Raw genomic sequence first — 18358 nt, 5'->3', positions numbered from 1 at the left:
GCTTTGTATGAAGGGTGAGAATATGAAAATCATTTGCCTCGAAGAACATTATCTCGACAGCGAGTTAGGGCGAGCGTGTATGCCTGTTGCGCTTGAGCAGGCACCTTTCCTTGGCGACTGGGGGAAAACCGTCGCTGATGGTCATAATCCTGACCGAAGCCGGCCGCAGATAGAAAAGAATGCGCTGATAAACGCGAAAGGCGCTGATTTGGGAAGCCGCCGCCTCAGGGATATGGATGAGGCTGGAATTACCCTGCAGATCCTCTCTGTGGGCGGATTCCCCCAGCTGGCTCCCGGTGATAAAGCGGTAACATTAAATACGGCGGCAAACGACCGCCTTGCCGGGGCGGTAAGAAATCATCCGGATCGCTTCGCGGCATTTGCCACACTTCCCTGGGCACAGCCAGAAGAGGCTGAAAAAGAGCTTGTCCGCACAGTTGAAAAACTGGGGTTTAAGGGGGCACTTCTGAATGGCCGACCCTCTTCATGCTTTCTCGATCATCCTGCCTATGACTCCCTGCTTTCCCGCTTTAATAAACTGAATGTGCCACTCTATCTTCATCCCGGATTACCGGTTAAAAGCGTGCAACAGGCCTACTTCACGGGCTTCAGCGCAGAGGTCAACGCCCGGCTCTCTATGTTTGGCTGGGGCTGGCATCACGAAGCCGGGATCCATTTGTTACGGCTGATGTTATCGGGCGCATTTGATAAATATCCCCACCTGCAGGTAATCAGTGGCCACTGGGGGGAGATGCTGCCCTTCTGGCTGCAGCGTCTTGATGACAGCCTTCCGCTGGCTGCAACGGGTCTGTCACGCACGCTAACGAGAACCTTCCAGGAACACGTTTACGTTACCCCGTCAGGTATGCTGACACTGCCGCACTTCCAGTTTATCTACGCGTTAATGGGGGCAGACAGGATCCTGTTCTCCGTTGATTACCCCTATCAGACCCTGGACGGTGTAAAAACATTTATCGACAGTCTGCCCGTCAACAAGGCTGAAAAAGAGGCCATCGCGTTTCGCAATGCAGAACGTTTACTGGGCATCATGGCGTAGTTCACGGGTTCATGATGACCGGGCACAATGAGAACAGTCGACCATTATTAGTTTTTGTCTAAAAGTGAATGAGCCTTTACTGCTCTAAAAAAAATAATGGTGTCACTCTATACTGGGTTGAAAATTCACCAGCCTCTTTAACGTATTGAAATGAAAAATATCCTTGTTATTTCAGGTCATCCTGAGCTGAACCATTCCGTCGCCAACGCCACTATCCTTGATGAAGTGGCGACCGCCCTTCCCGATGCTGAAATTCGTCGTCTGGACTGGCTCTATCCGGACGGCAAATTCAATATCGCTTCGGAGCAGGAAAGCCTGCTCAGGGCCGATGTGATTGTCTGGCAGTTTCCTTTTTCCTGGTATGGGCTGCCCGGGTTAATGAAACAATGGCTGGACGAGGTCTTTGTCCACGGCTTCGCGCATGGCTCAACGGCGAAACTGGGCGGTAAAAAGCTGATCCTCTCCTTCACTACAGGGGCGCCACAGGCGCTCTATAACGCTGACGGTTTCTTTGGCCATGCCATTGAAGAGTATCTTATTCTGTTCGAGACCACGGCAAGACTGTGCAATCTTGAGCTCCTGGCGCCGGTTTATACCTGCGGTATCAGCTATGCCGACCGGGATGCCGACAAAATCGCGCAGCAAAAAACGCTTGCCCGGGAACACGCTTCAAGGCTTGTCGATCTGCTCAATTCCGTCGTGAATAATCCAGAGGGAGAATAACGATGCAGTATACCCGGCTCGGTAAAAGTGACTTACTGGTCTCCCGCATCTGTATGGGATGTATGGGATTTGGCGACCCGTTAACGGGCCAGCATCGCTGGACGCTGGACGAAACAGCAAGCCGGGACATCATCCGCTACGGTCTCGAAAAGGGTATCAATTTTTACGATACCGCCATCGCCTATCAGAACGGCTCCAGCGAGCGATACGTTGGTCGGGCGCTGCGGGAGATGGCAAAACGCGAGGACGTGGTGCTGGCCACCAAGTTTCTGCCACGAACCGCCGCGCAAATTGCCGCGGGGATCGGCGGAAAAGAGGCAATAGCCCGATCGCTCGACCAGAGCCTGCAGAATCTGGGGATGGACTACATCGACCTCTACATCTACCACATCTGGGATTACAACACGCCAGTTATTGAGGTGCTTGAAGCGCTGCATGCCGCCGTTACTGCGGGCAAAGTGCGCGCTATTGGTATTTCCAATTGCTATGCCTGGCAGCTGGCGAAAGCGAACGCCCTTGCCGAACGCGAAGGGCTGACGCCCTTTGTTTCCGTGCAAAGCCACTACAACCTGATTATGCGTGAAGATGAACGAGAGCTCTTCGGTCTGTGCGCTGAAGATGATATCGCCATGACCCCCTATAGCGCGCTGGCCAGCGGTCGTCTCGCCCGGAAAGAAGGCCACACGCGGCGAGCCGCGGAGGATGATTATGCGCGCGGGAAGTATGACAGCACGGCTGAACAGGATCGGATCATTATCGAGCGCGTCGCCGAACTTGCTGAACGACATCAGGTGTCCATGACGGAAATCTCACTCGCCTGGCTGCTGACAAAGGTCACGTCACCTGTCGTAGGGGCCACAAAAAAAGATCACGTTGATGGCGCGGTAAACGCCGTAAATCTTCAACTGAGCCTTGAGGAAATCCGGTTTCTGGAAGAAACCTACCAGCCGCACGTTCTGACGGGGATTATGGCGCAAAACACGCCGCAAACGAAAGACGTTAAGCAGGTCTGGACGCGGTAGCAAACAGTCATTTCAGTAAAAGGATCAACGTGAAAAAGCCCCTTATGCTTTTAATTTGCATGCTAATAAGCAGCCCTGTCTTTGCAACAAAACCGGACGCGCCGGATAAGGTAGTGATGAATATCTTTGAGCTCGGCGTCAGACCCGATCGGGACAAAGAGTTTGAAGACGTGGCCAGGCAGACGATTTCCGCTTCGGTTGATCATGAAGCAGGTACGCTGGCGATGTACGCCCTGCAACGAAGCGACAATCCACGTAAGGCATTCATGGTCGAACTCTATGAAAACGAGAGTGCTTACCGCAAACATCTGAATGCCGAACCATACAAGGCATTCGCTGCCCGGGCACCTGACATTATCGATCGGAAAAATAAAATCACTCTGGAGCCACAGTTTCTGGGGGACAAACACATCATACCGAATGAGCGAACCATTAATAATCTGGTGATCGTCGAGGTAAAGCCTGAATTTCAGACCGAATTTAAAAACATCGTCCTTCCTGAAATGGCCGAGTCGCTCAAAGTAGAGAAAGGCGTGTTAGCCATGTATGCCGCTACAGACTCACAGAGTCCGAACCGCTGGTATTTCTATGAGATTTACGCCAGTGAGGAGGATTATCAACTGCACCGACAAACGCCGCACTTCCTGGACTATCTCAAGCAAACGGCGCATATGAGCGCCAGGAAGGACGCTATCCCGGTAAAACCGGTATTTCTTCGTAACAAAGGCGGAATCAAACAGGATCCGCACCGTTGACCAGTGAGGATTAACATGAAAAGCGTAATTGCAGCGGCGGCCATGTCGCTTGTTATTTCTGATTTTGCTAATGCTGAGGAAACAAGAGGTAAAGCTATGATGAAAATTGAACCTTCAGCGATTCCTGAAGCTGATATTCGTTCCGTCTCACCGGCTCTTGCGCGCTTTGGTCGAGAAGCGATTACTGGAGATCTGTGGACACGCGATGCCCTCTCGCCCAGAGATCGTAGTATGGTGACCGTCGCCATGCTGATTGCCCGTAACCAGCCTGCCGAGCTTAAGCACTATATTGACGTCGCTCTCGATAGCGGCGTGACGCCAGCGGAATTATCAGAAATCATTACCCATCTGGCGTTCTACTCAGGTTGGCCAAATGCAATGTCAGCCGTCAGCGTGACCAAAGCAGTATTTGAAACTCGTGGCGTCACGGCAGATGCACTTCCTGAAGCTTCTCCGGACCTGCTTCCTCTCAATCAGGAAGCAGAAAAGCAGCGTTCAGAGACAGTGGAAAAAAATGTAGGCCCAATATCTCCAGGCGTGGTTAAATTTACTGCTGACCCCCTGTTCCTGGATCTCTGGCAAAGACCCGCGCTGAAACCCCGCGACAGAAGCCTGATTACGGTCAGCGCGTTAATCGCATCCGGACAGAGTGCGCAGATTGGCTATCACCTTAACAGGGCGATGGATAATGGACTTTCTGCTGAGGAAGCTGGGGAGATCGTTACCCAAGCCGCGTTTTACGCTGGCTGGCCAAACGCATTTACCGCTGCTCCTGTTGTCGGAGAGGTATTAAGCAATCGCTCATCGAGTAAAAGGTAATATTATTGAACACTAAAACCTGACGCACATCACACAATTAGAACGAACGTTCGCGTGGAATCGGATGCGGTATCGACGCGCTTCATTCTCTCCGTGCCGAAAAAAGTGGCCTGAGCCGTCAGCGTACAGCGCGGCACACCTCCAGCACCTTTTCTCTGAGCCAGCGATGCGCCGGGTCCTTTTCCATGCGCGGATGCCACATCTGTGACACCATAATGCTCCGGGTTTTAAACGGCAGTTCAAAGACGTGCACGCGCTCGGTCATCGGCTGATTGAGCAGATAGAGCGCCGGCACCATGGCAACGAGATCGGAGACCAGCGCCACCGATAACGCCGTCGGGAACCCTGGCACCACGCTGGCAATTTTGCGCTTCATCCCGCGTTCCGCCAGCGCCTCATCGACAAATCCGTGTAACGAGCCGTCGGGCGAGGCCACCACGTGCCCCCAGGCGACATAATCCTCAAGGCTGACTGACGACAGCGAGGCCAGCGGATGCCCCTGGCGTACCGCGCCCACAAACCGGTCCTGAAAGAGCCGTTGCAGACGAATTTCAGGCCCCATATTGCTCTGCACGCCGATCTCCAGGTCAACCAGCCCCTCACGCAGATAGCGCGACGTTTTCTCAGGTTTCGGCGAAAAGCGAATGCAGACGTCGGGCGCCACTGCCGCCACTGCGGCAATGAGCAGTGGCCCAAACGCCACCACAAAGCCGTCGTTGGCTCGGATGGTGAACAGGCGCTCCATACGCTCAACATTCAGCGTTTCCGTGGAGGGTTGCAGTACTGCCCTTGCCTCATGCACGGCGCTTCTGGCCCGATCCCGGGTGGCTTCGGCCCAGGGCGTCAGCACCATCTGCCGACCGGCCCGCACCAGGATAGGATCGCCTGTCACCTCCCGCAGCCTGCTCAGGGTACGGCTCATGGCGGAGGTGCTCAGGTTTAAGCGCCGCGCCGCGCCAGCCACGCTGGCTTCGGCCAGCAGAACGTCGAGCGCAACCAGAAGGTTAAAGTCAGGATCGGACACGATGGCTCCTCAGATAAGGCGTTATATGCAACGATAAAGTGCAAGCGCTGCGTCTTCCGCCCTGTATACCCCATGATTATAGTTTCGTCATCACTATTCTTATGCGGAGTAACGACGATGACGCTCTTTTCAAACCAGCCCGGCGATGAAGGCTTACCCGGTCATGAATGCGCCCGGGTGATGGCCGCCGTCATGACCACCACGCTGATGGGCGTCTTTGACGGCACCATGATCAACATCGCGCTGCCCTCCATGGCAAGGGCGATGCAGGTCCCCGCGAACGTTGCGGTGTGGTTTGCCAACGGTTATCTACTATCGGCGGCAATGACGCTGGCCATCTTCGCGGCGCTGGCGGCGCGCGTGGGCTTTCGACCGGTTTTTCTTGCCGGGCTTGCCACCTTTACGCTCACCTCGCTCGGCTGCGCGCTGGCGAAAACGCCCGACATGCTGATCGGGATGCGTATTCTGCAGGGCATCGGCGGCGCGGCTACCCTGAGTATCGCCCCGGCGATCCTGCGTTCCGTTTTTCCGGGGCGACTGCTTGGCCGCATTCTGGGGCTGCACGCCCTGCTTATTGCCGCCAGCACGGCAATTGCCCCCGTGCTGGGCGGGACGATACTGGACGCGCTGAGCTGGCAGTGGCTGTTCGCCATTAACCTTGTTCCGGGCAGTATTGCCCTGTTGCTGGCATGGCAGGCGTTGCCGCGCCAGTCGGACGTTGACCGCTCCCCCTTTGATGCGCCGGGCGCCGCGCTCTCCGCCGTGCTGTTAGGTTCTGCAATCATGCTGGCCGACAGCCTTCAGCACATAACGCAAGGCATTAACCCGGCAGCCGCAGGCTGGGGGCTTCTCACGCTGGTCAGCGCTATCGCCTTCGTCTGGCGTATTCGGCGCGCGCGCAGTCCCATACTGCCGCCAGTTATGTTCAGAAACGGACGCTTCACCCTCGCCGCCCTGACCTCGCTGGCCTCGTTTGTCAGCCAGGGCATCACCTTTGTCGCGCTGCCGTTCCTGTTTCAGAGCGTGTATGGCTTCAGCCCGGTGGTTTCGGCGCTGCTGTTCACCCCGTGGCCAATTGGCATTGTGCTGATCGCGCCGCACGCGGGGCGCTGGGCAGATACCCTTTCCGCGCCGCTGATCTCGACTATCGGGCTGATGATTTTTGTCGGTGGGCTGGTCTTGCTGGCGACATTGCCGGAAAATCCGTCCGTATGGAATATCTGCCTGCGCAGTCTGGTTTGCGGGATTGGGTTTGGCTGCTTCCAGAGCCCCAATAACCGGGAGATGCTCGCTAACGTGGCGCGGGAATATGCCAGCTATGCCTCCGGCGTGTTGTCTATCGTCAGGACGTTCGGGCAATGTCTGGGGGCCGCCGCGGTGGGGGTGCTGCTTGCGACGACCGGATCAGACCACGATCGGGCCGTGCATCTGGCACTGTGGATCGCCGTCATCGCCTCGACGGGATCGGTTTTGTTTAGCCTGAGCAGGCTGCGCCCTGGGGTGCGGGCATCAGCGTAACGCTGTGCAGCGCCTCTCGGCGCTGCTTGTTTATAACAACTACGCTGTAGGACGTTCGTTCCACGCATCAGTGTACTGTATATTTCCGTCCAGAATTTTCCATGTGATTTTTGCATATCGTAAAGATACATTTTCCATGTGACCAGTACCGGGACAATCTCTTGTATCATGCATTATTAGAGTTATTGAAATGACTTTCACGCCTTCCATCAGGATGTTGAAGTATTCCACTTCCTGACCAGCATCATTGATGTGATAGAACTTTAATTCGGCACTTTGAAGCGTCTGACCTGTAGCCACTGCTTTGTATAGATAGGGTGAAGATGAGTCAATTGCCTTTGTTAAACTGAGGCTGAATGTTGCCTTGTACCTGTAAGTTTACCTGTTGCCTCATCTGTTGGAATGCTCAGGTTATGGATCAGATCTCTAAGCTCTATGCTTCCTTCACGGTTTGCAACATCAGAACCACCACGGATCATTGCTCCGCCATCGTCTTTCAAAAAGAGGTGTACTGGTACAGCCATTTTTAAAACTCCTTATGTTAATTAATTTCTTATTCCATTGGCTATGAGATTAATTACAGGCATGATCGCTACACCATCGGCATAGAACAGATCAGAATTAGTGAATGAATAAACCTTGCCCGTGATTTTTACATTTACCGTGTTCCCATAAGCTGAAGCTGTGACATTGCTTGTATCGGCTTCCAGGAAGGGTGATCGTTCTTCAAGGGCTTTCATAATGTTCCCGCTGTTGTCTTTATCTAAATAGAAGCGGTAAACATCCGACACCGTAGCGTCTCCATCATCATACTTAGTTATGTACAGTGTGACGGTATCAGAGAGTTTCTGTTTGCTGACAAAGCTATCGTGAGGAGATGCATTAAAATAGTATTGATATGTCAGAAACCCACAAACAACGAGCAACAGAATCGTTGTGAGTAAGCAATGGAGCCGTTTAATAACCGTATTTCTTTGCATATTCTATACCTTGCCTTATCCAAAACTGATCGTGTGGATCATCCCCATAAGGCGGTTTTTGATACCAGTGCCCCCATTTCTTTTTGGAGGTTTTAGCTCTTTCCTGCGCCCATCCAGCACCCATCAATAGCGTTTCTGATGGTATCCCGGCAGCATAGCCAGCCGAACCATAATTGAAGTTCCCAAAATTTGCTAACTCCGGGTGTCCTTGCTTGTAATCCCACGGTCCCTTATTTCTTACTTTTTGATAAAACCAAAGATAGGTTGTAGGGATAGCCATGTTTCTGCTCATACCATGCGCTCTTGCAATCCTCATGTTTGCCAACACAAGAGCGATTCCTTCTTTGGGTAACAAAGGTATAACAGCCATATTAACCACCTATTTCATGTGGGTATATGGCCGCATATCGTACACCTTTGCGATGGTAAAAAAGATATCTGTTTACAGAGAAATGACGGAAAAATATCCGACTAAGGTATTAACCGCATTAAAAATCAAAAAAATTAAGGCGGCGCTACGCTTGCGCGGGCCTACAGGAATTGTGCATTTCACAATTTAGGGCAAATAAGCGCAGCGCCACCCGGCAGGAAAGACGGCGTATTTGTTTACTCCAGAGCCAGTAGCGCAAAGCTCGCAAGCCAGTGCCCGCCGCTGTAGTGGCTGCCCACCACGTGCCCGACGCTTGCCGCCAGGTGTTTTGCCACGGCATCACGCAGGGCCTGCTGAGCCGGGTGGTTTACCGGAAGCGCCCTGGCGATATGCTTCATACACCAGGCGCGGCTGAGGTTTAACCCATCCAGATGGGCAATTTTCGGGTCGGTACGGTCGCTCACTTCCGCCGGGTTCATCAGCGCCGCAATGGAGCCGATATCCGGCAGAAACGCGTCAAACCAGGCCGGGAAATTCTCTGCGACCTTGCTCATCAGCAGCGCTTCCGTCAGCGCACCAGAGATGTACTCATCGCCACCCGGCTCGTAGTGGGCCGGGTAGCGCGTGTCGGCGAGATAAAACCGCTCCGCCGCCGTCACAATCGCCTGCTCAAGCGCGCTATCTTCCACGGCTCGGGCGTAGTCCAGCCCCAGCGCGAGGGCAAACGCCGTGTTGTAGTGCGTTCCGACGCGGATCGGATAGGTGAGCTTGCTGAGGTAATCCACCAGCCGGTTGCGAATATCCTGGGTTAGCGGCTCCAGCGTCTGGTACCAGCCTGCGGCCTGCGGCAGCGACGATTGCTTCAGCTCCTGGGCCAACGCCAGCAGCCATCCGTAGCCATACGGCCGCTCAAACGAGGCGCGGAACGGCGCGGTGAAATAGACCAGCTCCTTCGCCACATTCTCGTCGGTCAGGTGCTCGTCGAAAAGCGCGACGATGTCATTCCGACACGGTAGCTCAGGATAGAGGCGCACGCAGCGCAGCAGCAGCCAGTAGCCGTGCACCGCCGAGTGCCAGTCGAAACAGCCGTAGAAAATCGGGTGCAGCTCGCGAGGCGGCAGAACGTCACCGTCATCATTCAGCAGATGCATGATGTGGTTCGGGTATTCCTGGCGCAAATAGGTTAAAGGCATGCGGGCAAACGCGTCAGCCTGATGTTGCGTCAATTCCATAACAGCTCCTTAGCGAAACACGAGGAAATACATGAGGAACACGTTCACCACCAGCAGGGTTAACGCGGTCGGGATCTGGATCTTGATCACCTGATATTTGTCTTTCAGCTCCAGCAGCGCGGCGGGAACGATATTGAAGTTCGCGGCCATTGGCGTCATCAGCGTGCCGCAGTAGCCCGCGTACATGCCGATCGCCAGCAGCGGCGCCGGGTTGCCGTGATGCACGTTGATCAGGAACGGCAAGGCGATCCCCGCGCTCAGCACCGGGAAGGCCGCAAAGGCGTTACCCATGATCATGGTAAACAGCGCCATCCCCACGCAGTAAATGACCACCAGCATGAAGCGGCTGTCCGGGTTCACGAACAGGCTCACCACCTTCTGCACCGAATCACCGGTATTGGCCGCCACGAACACGCCGCCGAGCATGGCCAGCATCTGCGGCAGGATCACCGCCCAGCCGATGGTATCGACAAGACGACGTGACTGGCGAATGGCGTGCAGCGGCGTGCCTTTGGTCAGCCACCAGCCGGTAAGGATCGCCGCGACGCAGGCCACGCACAGCGCCGCCAGAGTGAGCTGTTTCTGGTCGAGAAGGTAAACACCGCCAATCGACACCCCCTTCAGGAACAGCGTCCCGATTACCGTCACCACCGGGATCATCAGCGCGGGCAGGAACAGCCAGTTTTTAAGGCGGTTTGACGAGGCAATGCGCTCCTCGTCGGAGGCCATTTTATAGTGGCCTTTCCCGACCAGGCCAAAACCCGCCAGCAGCGCGATTGCGATAACGCAACCGCCAACGATCCGGTACGCCAGCGATTTGCCCAGCTCCTGAACCATCAGGTCACCGAACAGGAAGATACCGCCGAATAAAAACCAGAACAGCGCGGTGGTAAAACGCTTCGGATTAGCGCGGTCGCGCAGGGTCATGACAACCAGCAGCATCACAACAAAGCCGATCAGGTAATACACGCGGTTAATGGTGATAAGCGTCATCATTGCGCGGCCCCCTGCGTACCCTGCTCTGCACGCCAGGCCATGACGTCGCGGCGGATGCTGGCATCCAGGCGCAGCAGGCGCGTCATATGAATAATCAATGCCGCAATGGCGGTGGGAATGGCCCACAGGCCGATATGCAGCGGCTCGATCCCCTCGATCCCGTTTTCCTTAAGAAACGCGTCAATCAGCAGCACCGCACCGAAGGCGATAAAGATATCTTCCCCAAAGAAGACCGCGATGTTGTCACACGCCGCGGCATGGGCCTTGATTTTGTCGCGAATGTGCTGCGGCAGTTCGCCGTATTCGTTCAGCGCTGCCCCTTCGGCCATCGGGGCCAGCAGCGGGCGTACCGTCTGGGCATGGCCGCCCAGCGACATCAGCCCCAGCGCGGCGGTGCCTTCACGCGCCACGAAGTAGAGCATCAGAATACGCGCCGAGGTGGCGCTGGCGATCTTCGCCACCCAGGCCTGGGCGCGCTCTTTAAGCCCGTAATATTCCAGCAGACCAATTACCGGCAGGATCAGGATGAAGGTCGCCAGCGATCGGCTATTGACGAACTTCTCGCCAAAGGTCTCCAGCAGCATCCCGAAATCCATCCCGACCAGCAGGCCCGTCGCCAGACCCGCCACCACGACGACCAGCAGCGGGTTGAAGCGCAGTGCAAAACCAATGACCACGATCGGTATCCCGATCAGCGGCAACAGCGTAGTACCGTCCATAACGTTTACCCTATCGAAAGTGAGCGTTGCGCGCCGACGGCTATTTTTTTAATTTGCGGCGAGCGATGTTGTGTTTTTCGCCAGGCTTCACAAAACCTGCGCTAAAAAGCTATATCTGAACCTCAAAAACATGTAAACAAATTATCAATAAAATGTTCTTATTTTATCGACGAGTTTACATTTCTGGCTAAGGAACGTTATGACCTCGAAAAAGAGTGCTTCACCCGATTGCAATGATATCAACGATGGCCGGATCGTCTCCTCCCGCCATCTGGTGTCGGAGCGCTGCGCGGAACTGTCAGAGCTGGAGTACGCGCTGATCATGACCGGCAACGCGTTTAACAAGTGGATGGTGCGCTGCATGGCCGCAGCCGGAGAGCCGGATATGGGCGCTTTTGACGTCTCGCTGCTGCATCACGTGAACCACCGCGACCGCAAGAAAAAGCTGGCCGATATCTGCTTTGTTCTCAACGTGGAAGATACGCATGTAGTGACCTATGCCCTGAAAAAGCTGGTCAAAGCGGGCTACGTGACAAGCGAGAAAGCGGGTAAAGAGCTCTTTTTCTCCACCACGGAGGAAGGGAAAGCGTTGTGCATGAAGTACCGGGACGTGCGTGAAGCGTGTCTGATCGCCATTCATGCGGAGAGCGGCATTTCCGGGAAATCCATCGGCGAAACCGCGCAGCTGCTACGCGCGATCTCCTCCCTGTATGACACCGCCGCCCGCGCGGCGGCATCACTCTGAATTACGGACGTCTGAACAGGGTAATGCTGCGTCCGGCCAGTTCGTACTCTACGGTTTCGGTGAACGCTGTCCCGGCGGCAGCGTCATCCGCCGTAGAAAGCTCCAGCACCCATCCCCCTTCGCCAAACTGCGGGATCTGGAACGGCACGGTGCCTTCAAACGGATTGAACAGCATCAGCACGTCGTGCCAGATACCGTCCTCCTGCTGAAGATCCGGCCTGCTGATGGAGACCCCGAGCGTTGATCCTTCATCCCACTGCTCGGACTGCTGCGGACCGCCTCCGGCATTGAACCAGCGGATCTCCAGCCCGTCGCGCCAGCTCTCACGACGCAGCAGCGGCTGCTGCGCGCGCAGGGCAATGAGCCGGCGGGTGAACTCGCGCAGCGCCGCGTCGTTTTCGGACAGCCCCTTCCAGTCGATCCATGAGATCTCGCTGTCCTGGCAGTAGCCGTTGTTGTTGCCCTTCTGCGTACGGCCAAACTCGTCCCCCGCCAGCAGCATCGGCGTACCGTGGGAGAAAAGCAGCGTGGTCAGGAAATTACGCTTCTGCCGTTCGCGGGTGGCGATAATGTCCGGGTTCTCCGTCGGCCCTTCTTCGCCATAGTTGTACGACCGGTTATCGTTATGCCCGTCGTTATTGTCCTCGCCGTTGTCGGCGTTGTGCTTCTCGTTGTACGACACCAGGTCATTCAGCGTAAAGCCGTCGTGGGCGGTGATAAAGTTGACGCTGGCCCACGGGCGACGCCCGCGCAGGTCGTACAGATCCCCGGAGCCCAGCAGACGCGCGGCAAAGTCCGTCGAGACGTTGTCCCCCTTCCAGTACTCGCGCACGGTATCGCGGTATTTGTCGTTCCACTCTCCCCAGCCTGGCGGGAAGCCACCGACCTGATAACCGCCGGGGCCAATATCCCAGGGCTCGCCAATCAGCTTGAGCTTAGAGAGCACCGGATCCTGGGTAACGGCGTCGAAAAAGCCCCCGCGCGGGTCGAACCCCTCAGGCTCGCGGCCCAGAATCGTCCCCAGGTCGAAACGAAAACCGTCAATGTGCATGGATTCGGCCCAGTAGCGCAAGGAATCCATCACCATCTGCAGCACGCGCGGGTGGGAGGTATTCACCGTGTTCCCCGTCCCGGTGTCGTTAATGTAATACCGGTGCTGGTCCGGCAGCGTGCGGTAGTAGCTGTAGTTATCAATGCCCTTGAATGAAAGCGTCGGCCCCAGCTCGTTACCTTCCGCCGTGTGGTTGTAGACCACGTCCAGAATCACCTCGATGCCCGCGTCATGATAGGCGCGCACCATGTCGCGAAAGCCCTGGATCCCCGCCGGGCCATAGTAGCGCGACGCCGGAGCAAAAAAGCCGAGCGTGTTATAGCCCCAGAAGTTCTTCAGGCCACGGTCGAGCAGATGCTGGTCGTCCGGGAACCAGTGAACGGGTAGCAGCTCCACCGAGGTAATGCCGAGGCTTTTGATGTAGTCGACCGAGGCTTTGTGTCCCATCCCCTCGAACGTCCCGCGCAGCTCGGGCGGGATGGCCGGGTTCATCTGGGTAAAGCCCTTCACGTGGCTCTCATAGACGACGGCATGTGGCCAGGGCACGTTTGGCCGGTTGTTGTCCTGCCAGTCGAAAGCGTTCGGGTCGATAACCTTGCATTTCGGCGTAAACGGCGCGCTGTCCCGCGTATCGAAGCTAAGATCCAGTTCGTCATGCCCCAGCTCATAGCCGAAATGGGCGTCGTTCCAGTCGATATCGCCCACCAGTTCACGGGCATACGGGTCAATAAGCAGCTTATGCGGGTTAAAGCGGTGACCGTTTTCCGGATCGTAGGGGCCGTAGACGCGATAGCCGTACAGCGCACCGGGTTTCAGGTCAGGCACATAGCCGTGCCAGACCTCATGGGTATACTCCGGCAGCTCCAGCCGGGCGATTTCTGTTTTCCCGGACGGGTCAAACAGACAGAGCTCCACCCGCTCCGCGTGCGCGGAGAACAGCGCGAAGTTAACGCCCTTCCCGTCATAATTCGCCCCCAACTGCTGGCCATGACCGGCCCGAATTTCAAACGTAGTTTCCTTTGCCATTTTCGTTCTCCACGATTATTCGCAGGTAAGCAGAACCAGTACACATCCCTTTTCTGACGTTAAATCCAGCGTCTCTTGCAGAATGCGGCTTTCACCGCTGAACAGATCCCGATAGCGCTTCCCGGCCAGTTCGTCGGGTATCGCTACCGTGGTATTGACCCACAGCTGATGATTATCGGTGATGCCAAAAACCAGACGCGGCACGGCAACGATCAGCGCCTCCTCGTCTTTAACGCGCGCATAGACAATCAGGTTCTCCTCGCGCTCACCGGAAACCTTGAGCGGCATCCAGTCGCCGTAGCGGAAAAGCGCGTCGTAATGCGGTCGAAGCCGCAGCAGCGTGGCGGTGACAAACTGCTTTACCCTGCCTTCCCGCCAGCAGGCCGGGTGTTCAAACACTGAAGCATCCGCCGCGCTGAGGTTTTGCACCAGCGCGTTGAAGTCCGGCTCCCGCCGGTTATCCGGGTCGACGAGGCTAAAGTTGAGCGCCTCGCTGCCCTGATAGATATCCGGCACGCCGGGCGCCGTCAGCTTGATGACCGTCTGGCTGAGGCTGTTCATCAGCCCGGCGCGGATAAAGGGCTGCATCGCCTCGCTGAAATCGTGCAGGAACGGGGCGTTATCCGGGGAAAGCAGATGCCGCGCGTAGCTCAGCACCACGCTCTCATAGCCCTCGTTGCTGTCGATCCAGTCGGTGCGCTGCTTCGCCTCGCGAAGCGCTTTCTCAAGGAAGCCGAGGAAACGCGTCTCCAGCGATGCAAGCCCTTCGGCATCATCAGGCGACAGCGTGGCGGGCCAGACGCCCGCCAGCGCCTGATAGATCATCCAGGTATCGGCGGCGTTCGGCGCGGTGCCGTCGTTGAGAAAACGCACCTGGGTCTGATTCATCTGCCGCCAGCGGGCGAGATTTTCTCCCCAGCGTTCCGGCGCCTCCGTCAGGGTGTAGAGCCGCGCCCGGGCGTCTTCTCCGCGCTTGGTATCGTGCGTGGAGGTGCCCAGCAGCGCGTCGGGCTGACGGGCGAGACGAATGCGCATCTCCTGGTGAAAGCGGGATAACGAGAACGCGCGCGGCGTCGGGTCAGCGCCCACTTCATTGAGCGCAAGCTCAAGGTTCAGACGGAAAAACAGCGTATCTTCCACCGACTTCGCCATCAGCGGCCCGGTCAGCTGCTGGAAGCGGGTTCTGAAAAGCGCGGCGCAGTCGCGGCAATCTTCCGGCAGATCGCCGGTAAGAATGCGGACAATCAGGCTCAGGGCCGCTTCGGACGTATTTACGCCGGCGACCACGCGGCTAAGCAGCGCCACATCAGGCGGGGTTAATCCCTCGCGAGTGCCGTAGGTGCGGTATACCGGAAAGGCGATAAGCAGCTCGCGCAGCGCGTGGCGGATCTCCTCGCGCGGCAGCGCAACGTCATTGCGGCGGGCCAGATCGTCCGCAAGGTTTAGCAGCGTGGTGAACTCGCCCTCAAAATTACGATCGGTCATCAGACCCTTGGCATCGCGCAGTTCGGCGTGGCGATCGACCGTGACGCCCAGCGTCTCGTCGTGGATTGTCTCCAGGCGCGAGAGGTTATCGTCGTCGACCAGCACCTCCGCCAGCGAGGCGATAAACTCGTAGCCGGTGGTGCCGGAAACCGGCCAGTCGGTGGGGAGCTGCTCTCCCTTCGCGAGAATTTTTTCGACCGTGATGTAACAGTCAGGTCCGGCTGCCTGCCGCAGCTTCTGCAAATAACCCAGCGGATCGGCCAGGCCGTCAATATGGTCAATGCGCAGTCCGTCAACCACGCCCGCGTGAACCAGCTCAAGAATGAGACGGTGCGTGTCGTCAAAGACCGCCTCGTCTTCAACCCGTACGCCTACAAGACCGGTGATCTCGAAGAAGCGCCGCCATGAGAGCTGCTTCGGCGCTTCCCGCCAGGACATCAGCCGCCAGCTCTGCGCCTCATGCAGTTCGGCGATGCTTTTATCCTCGCTGTACGTGCCCGGATTAAGCGGGTACGCCGTGTCGTAATAGACCAGAGAGGCTTTATTCGTGACAGGGTCACGTTTTAATGTAATGGCACCCTTCTCCAGCTCCGCCTCAAAGGTGTCGCCGAGAAACGGCAGCGTAAGCGGGCGCGACGCATCGATATCGAAATAGTGGAAATAGCGGCTCTGATGCCCGTATTCAATCACGTCCCGCCACCAGGCGTTTTCAAGCGAAGTGGACATATGGTTCGGGACAATATCCAGAATCAGCCCCATGCCAGCCTGCCTGAGCGCCGCGGCCATGCGGTCAAACCCTTCCCGACCGCCAATCGCGGGGTCAATTTCATTCGGGTTGGTCACGTCATAGCCGTGGGTGGAACCCGTTGTGGCGGTAAACACGGGCGAGGCGTAGAGGTGGCTGATGCCGAGGTCTTTCAGATACGGCACCAGCTCGACAGCGCGGTCAAACGTCATGCCGTTGCGGAACTGAATACGGTACGTGGCGGAAGGGATCATAACGATGCGTCTCCATCAGCAAAGCGAACGACAATACTGTTCGGCGGCAAAACGTCGTTTACCTCCGGCCAGGCGAAGCGCGTCTCCCCTGCGAGCGCGGGCAAGTCGACAGGCTTAGGGCCAATATTGAGCGCCAGAGAGAGCGTCCCGGACGGGAAGCGCCAGCTCACCGCCACCATGCCGGGCGCGGTCTCGATCGCCTTGCCTTCAACGATGCCGCCCTGATGCAGAAGCGGAACGATATAGCGATGGCGCAACGTCAGCAGGTGGCGGGTGAAGCGCAGCCACGTTTTCCCTTCGTCGGTAGCAATCTTATGCCAGTCGAGCTTTGAGCGAACGAAGGTATTAACGTCGTTCGGATCCGGGACGGCTTCATCGTGCCCGGCGTGGCCGGTAAACTCTTTCGCGCGCCCTTCCCGCACCGCTTTTGCCAGGTCGCCGTGAAAATCGGTGAAGAACAGGAACGGATGCGTTTCACCGAACTCCTCGCCCATAAACAGCAGCGGGATATGGGGAGAGAGCAGCAGCGCGGCAAGCAGCACCCGCGTCCTGTCGGCCCCCGCGAGGGTGATGAGCCGCTCCCCCTGGGCGCGATTGCCGGTCTGATCGTGGTTCTGAATGAAATCGACGAAGAACTGCGGCGGCTGGGTACGGCACTCCACCCCGCGAGATTCCCCGGTTTGCAGCGAAATCTCGCCCTGGTAGACAAACCCTTCCGCCAGCGCACGGGCGAACTTTTTCTCCGGCTCACACGCAAAATCCTGGTAGTAGGCGTGCGTTTCGCCGGTGGCAAACACGTGGGCAGCATTGTGGAAGTCATCATTCCACTCGGCGGTGAACAGCGGCGTGTTGCCCTGTTCATCGCGCGGATGCAGGAAAATCACGTTGCGGCTGTCTTCCGTTGTCAGGTGAACGTGACGGTGCGGGATCGCCTCGCGGATCTTCGCGGCAATCTCCTCCAGAATGTGCGTCCCGGAGCTGTCTTTAATCTGGTCGATGGCATCAAAGCGCAGGCCGTCCAGACGGTACTCCGTCAGCCAGTATAGCGGTGCATCGGTGATGTACTGCCTCACCGGCTCGCGCTCGTAAGCGATACCGTTGCCCCACGGCGTCATTCGATCCGCATCAAAAAACGCGGGCGACAGCAGAGGGAGATAATTCCCCTCCGGGCCGAAGTGGTTGAGCACGATATCCAGCACCACGGAAAGCCCCAGCCCGTGCGCGGCGTCGATAAACGCGTGAAAATCCTCCGGCGTGCCGTAGGCAGCGTGCGGGGCATACAGCAGCACGCCGTCGTAGCCCCAGCCGCGGGTTCCGCCAAACTGGGAAACGGGCATCACTTCAAGCTGGGTGATACCGAGCTCCGCCAGATAGGGCAGCTTGTCGATGGCCGCCCGGAAGGTGCCCTCCGGGGTAAAGGTGCCGACGTGCAGCTCGTAAATGACCGTCTCTTCCCACGGCCGCCCTGCCCAGTCCCGGTTAACCGGCTGATAGCGTCGGGGATTGATAACAACCGATGGCCCATTAACGTCGCCCTTTTGCGCGCGCGATGCCGGGTCGGGTACCGCCATGCCGTCCTGCAGGACAAACTGATACTCTGCACCGTGCATGACGCCGGGGACGTCCGCCTGAAACCAGCCGTTGCCGGTTGCCGTCATCGGCACGTCGGTGGCGGCCAGACGTAGCGTAAGTTCTTTCTGTCCTTCTGCCCAGACGCGAAAACGTACCACGTCATCGGAAATAAACTCAGCACCCCACTGCTTTTGAAATGTCCTGAATTCCATTCATTGTCCTCGAATGACCCACATTTTACGCGGAACGAAGTACAAGCTTAGTC

Annotated in this window: 16 protein-coding genes and 1 pseudogene; 7 read left to right on the top strand and 10 right to left on the bottom strand. The window is 56.9% G+C overall.

Going from position 1 to position 18358, the window contains the following annotated elements; all coding sequences use genetic code 11:
* Nucleotides 1-22: 22 nt before the first annotated feature.
* The 5 genes from IM273_RS17470 to IM273_RS17450 all read left to right on the top strand — a co-directional run bounded on the left by IM273_RS17470 (nt 23) and on the right by IM273_RS17450 (nt 4376).
* A complete protein-coding gene (locus tag IM273_RS17470) occupies nt 23-1057 on the top strand; it encodes an amidohydrolase family protein (RefSeq protein ID WP_193049964.1) in 1035 nt (344 codons plus the stop codon).
* Nucleotides 1058-1207: 150 nt separating this feature from the next.
* A complete protein-coding gene (locus IM273_RS17465) occupies nt 1208-1780 on the top strand; it encodes an NAD(P)H-dependent oxidoreductase (protein WP_193049962.1) in 573 nt (190 codons plus the stop codon).
* 2 nt (nt 1781-1782) lie between these two features.
* Nucleotides 1783-2802 (top strand): aldo/keto reductase, encoded by a 1020-nt coding sequence (locus IM273_RS17460; protein WP_063438001.1) that lies wholly within the window; start codon nt 1783-1785, stop codon nt 2800-2802.
* Nucleotides 2803-2861: 59 nt separating this feature from the next.
* Nucleotides 2862-3557 carry a putative quinol monooxygenase gene (locus IM273_RS17455; protein WP_193050165.1) on the top strand — a complete coding sequence of 232 codons (696 nt, stop codon included), beginning with the start codon at nt 2862-2864 and terminating at the stop codon, nt 3555-3557.
* 15 nt (nt 3558-3572) lie between these two features.
* Complete coding sequence (locus tag IM273_RS17450; RefSeq protein WP_193049960.1) at nt 3573-4376, top strand: carboxymuconolactone decarboxylase family protein; 804 nt, start codon at nt 3573-3575, stop codon at nt 4374-4376.
* A gap of 118 nt (nt 4377-4494) precedes the next feature.
* Here IM273_RS17450 and IM273_RS17445 read toward each other — a convergent pair whose 3' ends face one another.
* Nucleotides 4495-5400, bottom strand: a complete 906-nt coding sequence (locus IM273_RS17445; RefSeq protein WP_193049958.1) for a LysR family transcriptional regulator — start codon at nt 5398-5400, stop codon at nt 4495-4497.
* Nucleotides 5401-5517: 117 nt separating this feature from the next.
* Here IM273_RS17445 and IM273_RS17440 point away from each other — a divergent pair, with 117 nt between their 5' ends.
* Nucleotides 5518-6918, top strand: coding sequence for an MFS transporter (locus IM273_RS17440; protein WP_193049955.1), 1401 nt, complete (start codon nt 5518-5520; stop codon nt 6916-6918).
* A 39-nt stretch (nt 6919-6957) separates the two neighbouring features.
* Here IM273_RS17440 and IM273_RS17435 read toward each other — a convergent pair.
* From IM273_RS17435 to IM273_RS17410, 6 genes and pseudogenes are all read right to left on the bottom strand, one after another.
* A pseudogene (locus IM273_RS17435) lies at nt 6958-7442 on the bottom strand (Hcp family type VI secretion system effector).
* Nucleotides 7443-7463: 21 nt separating this feature from the next.
* The gene (locus IM273_RS17430; protein WP_048958788.1) at nt 7464-7898 is read right to left on the bottom strand and encodes a hypothetical protein; all 435 of its coding nucleotides are present in this window, start codon (nt 7896-7898) and stop codon (nt 7464-7466) included.
* Complete coding sequence (locus IM273_RS17425) at nt 7876-8268, bottom strand: polymorphic toxin type 44 domain-containing protein (RefSeq protein ID WP_032623152.1); 393 nt, start codon at nt 8266-8268, stop codon at nt 7876-7878. Before IM273_RS17425 ends, IM273_RS17430 begins: the two co-directional genes overlap by 23 nt.
* A 236-nt stretch (nt 8269-8504) precedes the next feature.
* A complete protein-coding gene (locus IM273_RS17420; protein ID WP_193049953.1) occupies nt 8505-9500 on the bottom strand; it encodes a DUF2891 domain-containing protein in 996 nt (331 codons plus the stop codon).
* Between the two features lie 9 nt (nt 9501-9509).
* Entirely contained in the window at nt 9510-10496 is a 987-nt protein-coding gene (locus tag IM273_RS17415; RefSeq protein WP_041909955.1) for a DUF979 domain-containing protein, read from the bottom strand.
* The gene (locus IM273_RS17410) at nt 10493-11215 is read right to left on the bottom strand and encodes a DUF969 domain-containing protein (protein WP_028013182.1); all 723 of its coding nucleotides are present in this window, start codon (nt 11213-11215) and stop codon (nt 10493-10495) included. The genes IM273_RS17415 and IM273_RS17410 overlap by 4 nt, the downstream gene beginning before the upstream one ends.
* A 199-nt stretch (nt 11216-11414) precedes the next feature.
* Here IM273_RS17410 and IM273_RS17405 point away from each other — a divergent pair, with 199 nt between their 5' ends.
* Nucleotides 11415-11960, top strand: coding sequence for a winged helix DNA-binding protein (locus IM273_RS17405; RefSeq protein ID WP_041909953.1), 546 nt, complete (start codon nt 11415-11417; stop codon nt 11958-11960).
* 1 nt (nt 11961) lies between these two features.
* Here IM273_RS17405 and glgX read toward each other — a convergent pair whose 3' ends face one another.
* Genes glgX through treZ form a run of 3 tightly spaced genes read right to left on the bottom strand, consistent with a single transcriptional unit; the run spans nt 11962 to nt 18305 of the window.
* Complete coding sequence (gene glgX, locus IM273_RS17400; RefSeq protein ID WP_193049951.1) at nt 11962-14037, bottom strand: glycogen debranching protein GlgX; 2076 nt, start codon at nt 14035-14037, stop codon at nt 11962-11964.
* A gap of 15 nt (nt 14038-14052) precedes the next feature.
* Nucleotides 14053-16521, bottom strand: a complete 2469-nt coding sequence (gene treY, locus IM273_RS17395; RefSeq protein WP_193049949.1) for a malto-oligosyltrehalose synthase — start codon at nt 16519-16521, stop codon at nt 14053-14055.
* The gene (gene treZ, locus IM273_RS17390) at nt 16518-18305 is read right to left on the bottom strand and encodes a malto-oligosyltrehalose trehalohydrolase (protein ID WP_193049947.1); all 1788 of its coding nucleotides are present in this window, start codon (nt 18303-18305) and stop codon (nt 16518-16520) included. The genes treY and treZ overlap by 4 nt, the downstream gene beginning before the upstream one ends.
* Between the last annotated feature and the right edge of the window lie 53 nt (nt 18306-18358).

The sequence above is a fragment of the Enterobacter cloacae complex sp. P13B genome, assembly GCF_014895915.1.
Classification (GTDB): domain Bacteria; phylum Pseudomonadota; class Gammaproteobacteria; order Enterobacterales; family Enterobacteriaceae; genus Enterobacter; species Enterobacter bugandensis.
This window is presented reverse-complemented; position numbering and strand designations above follow the sequence as displayed.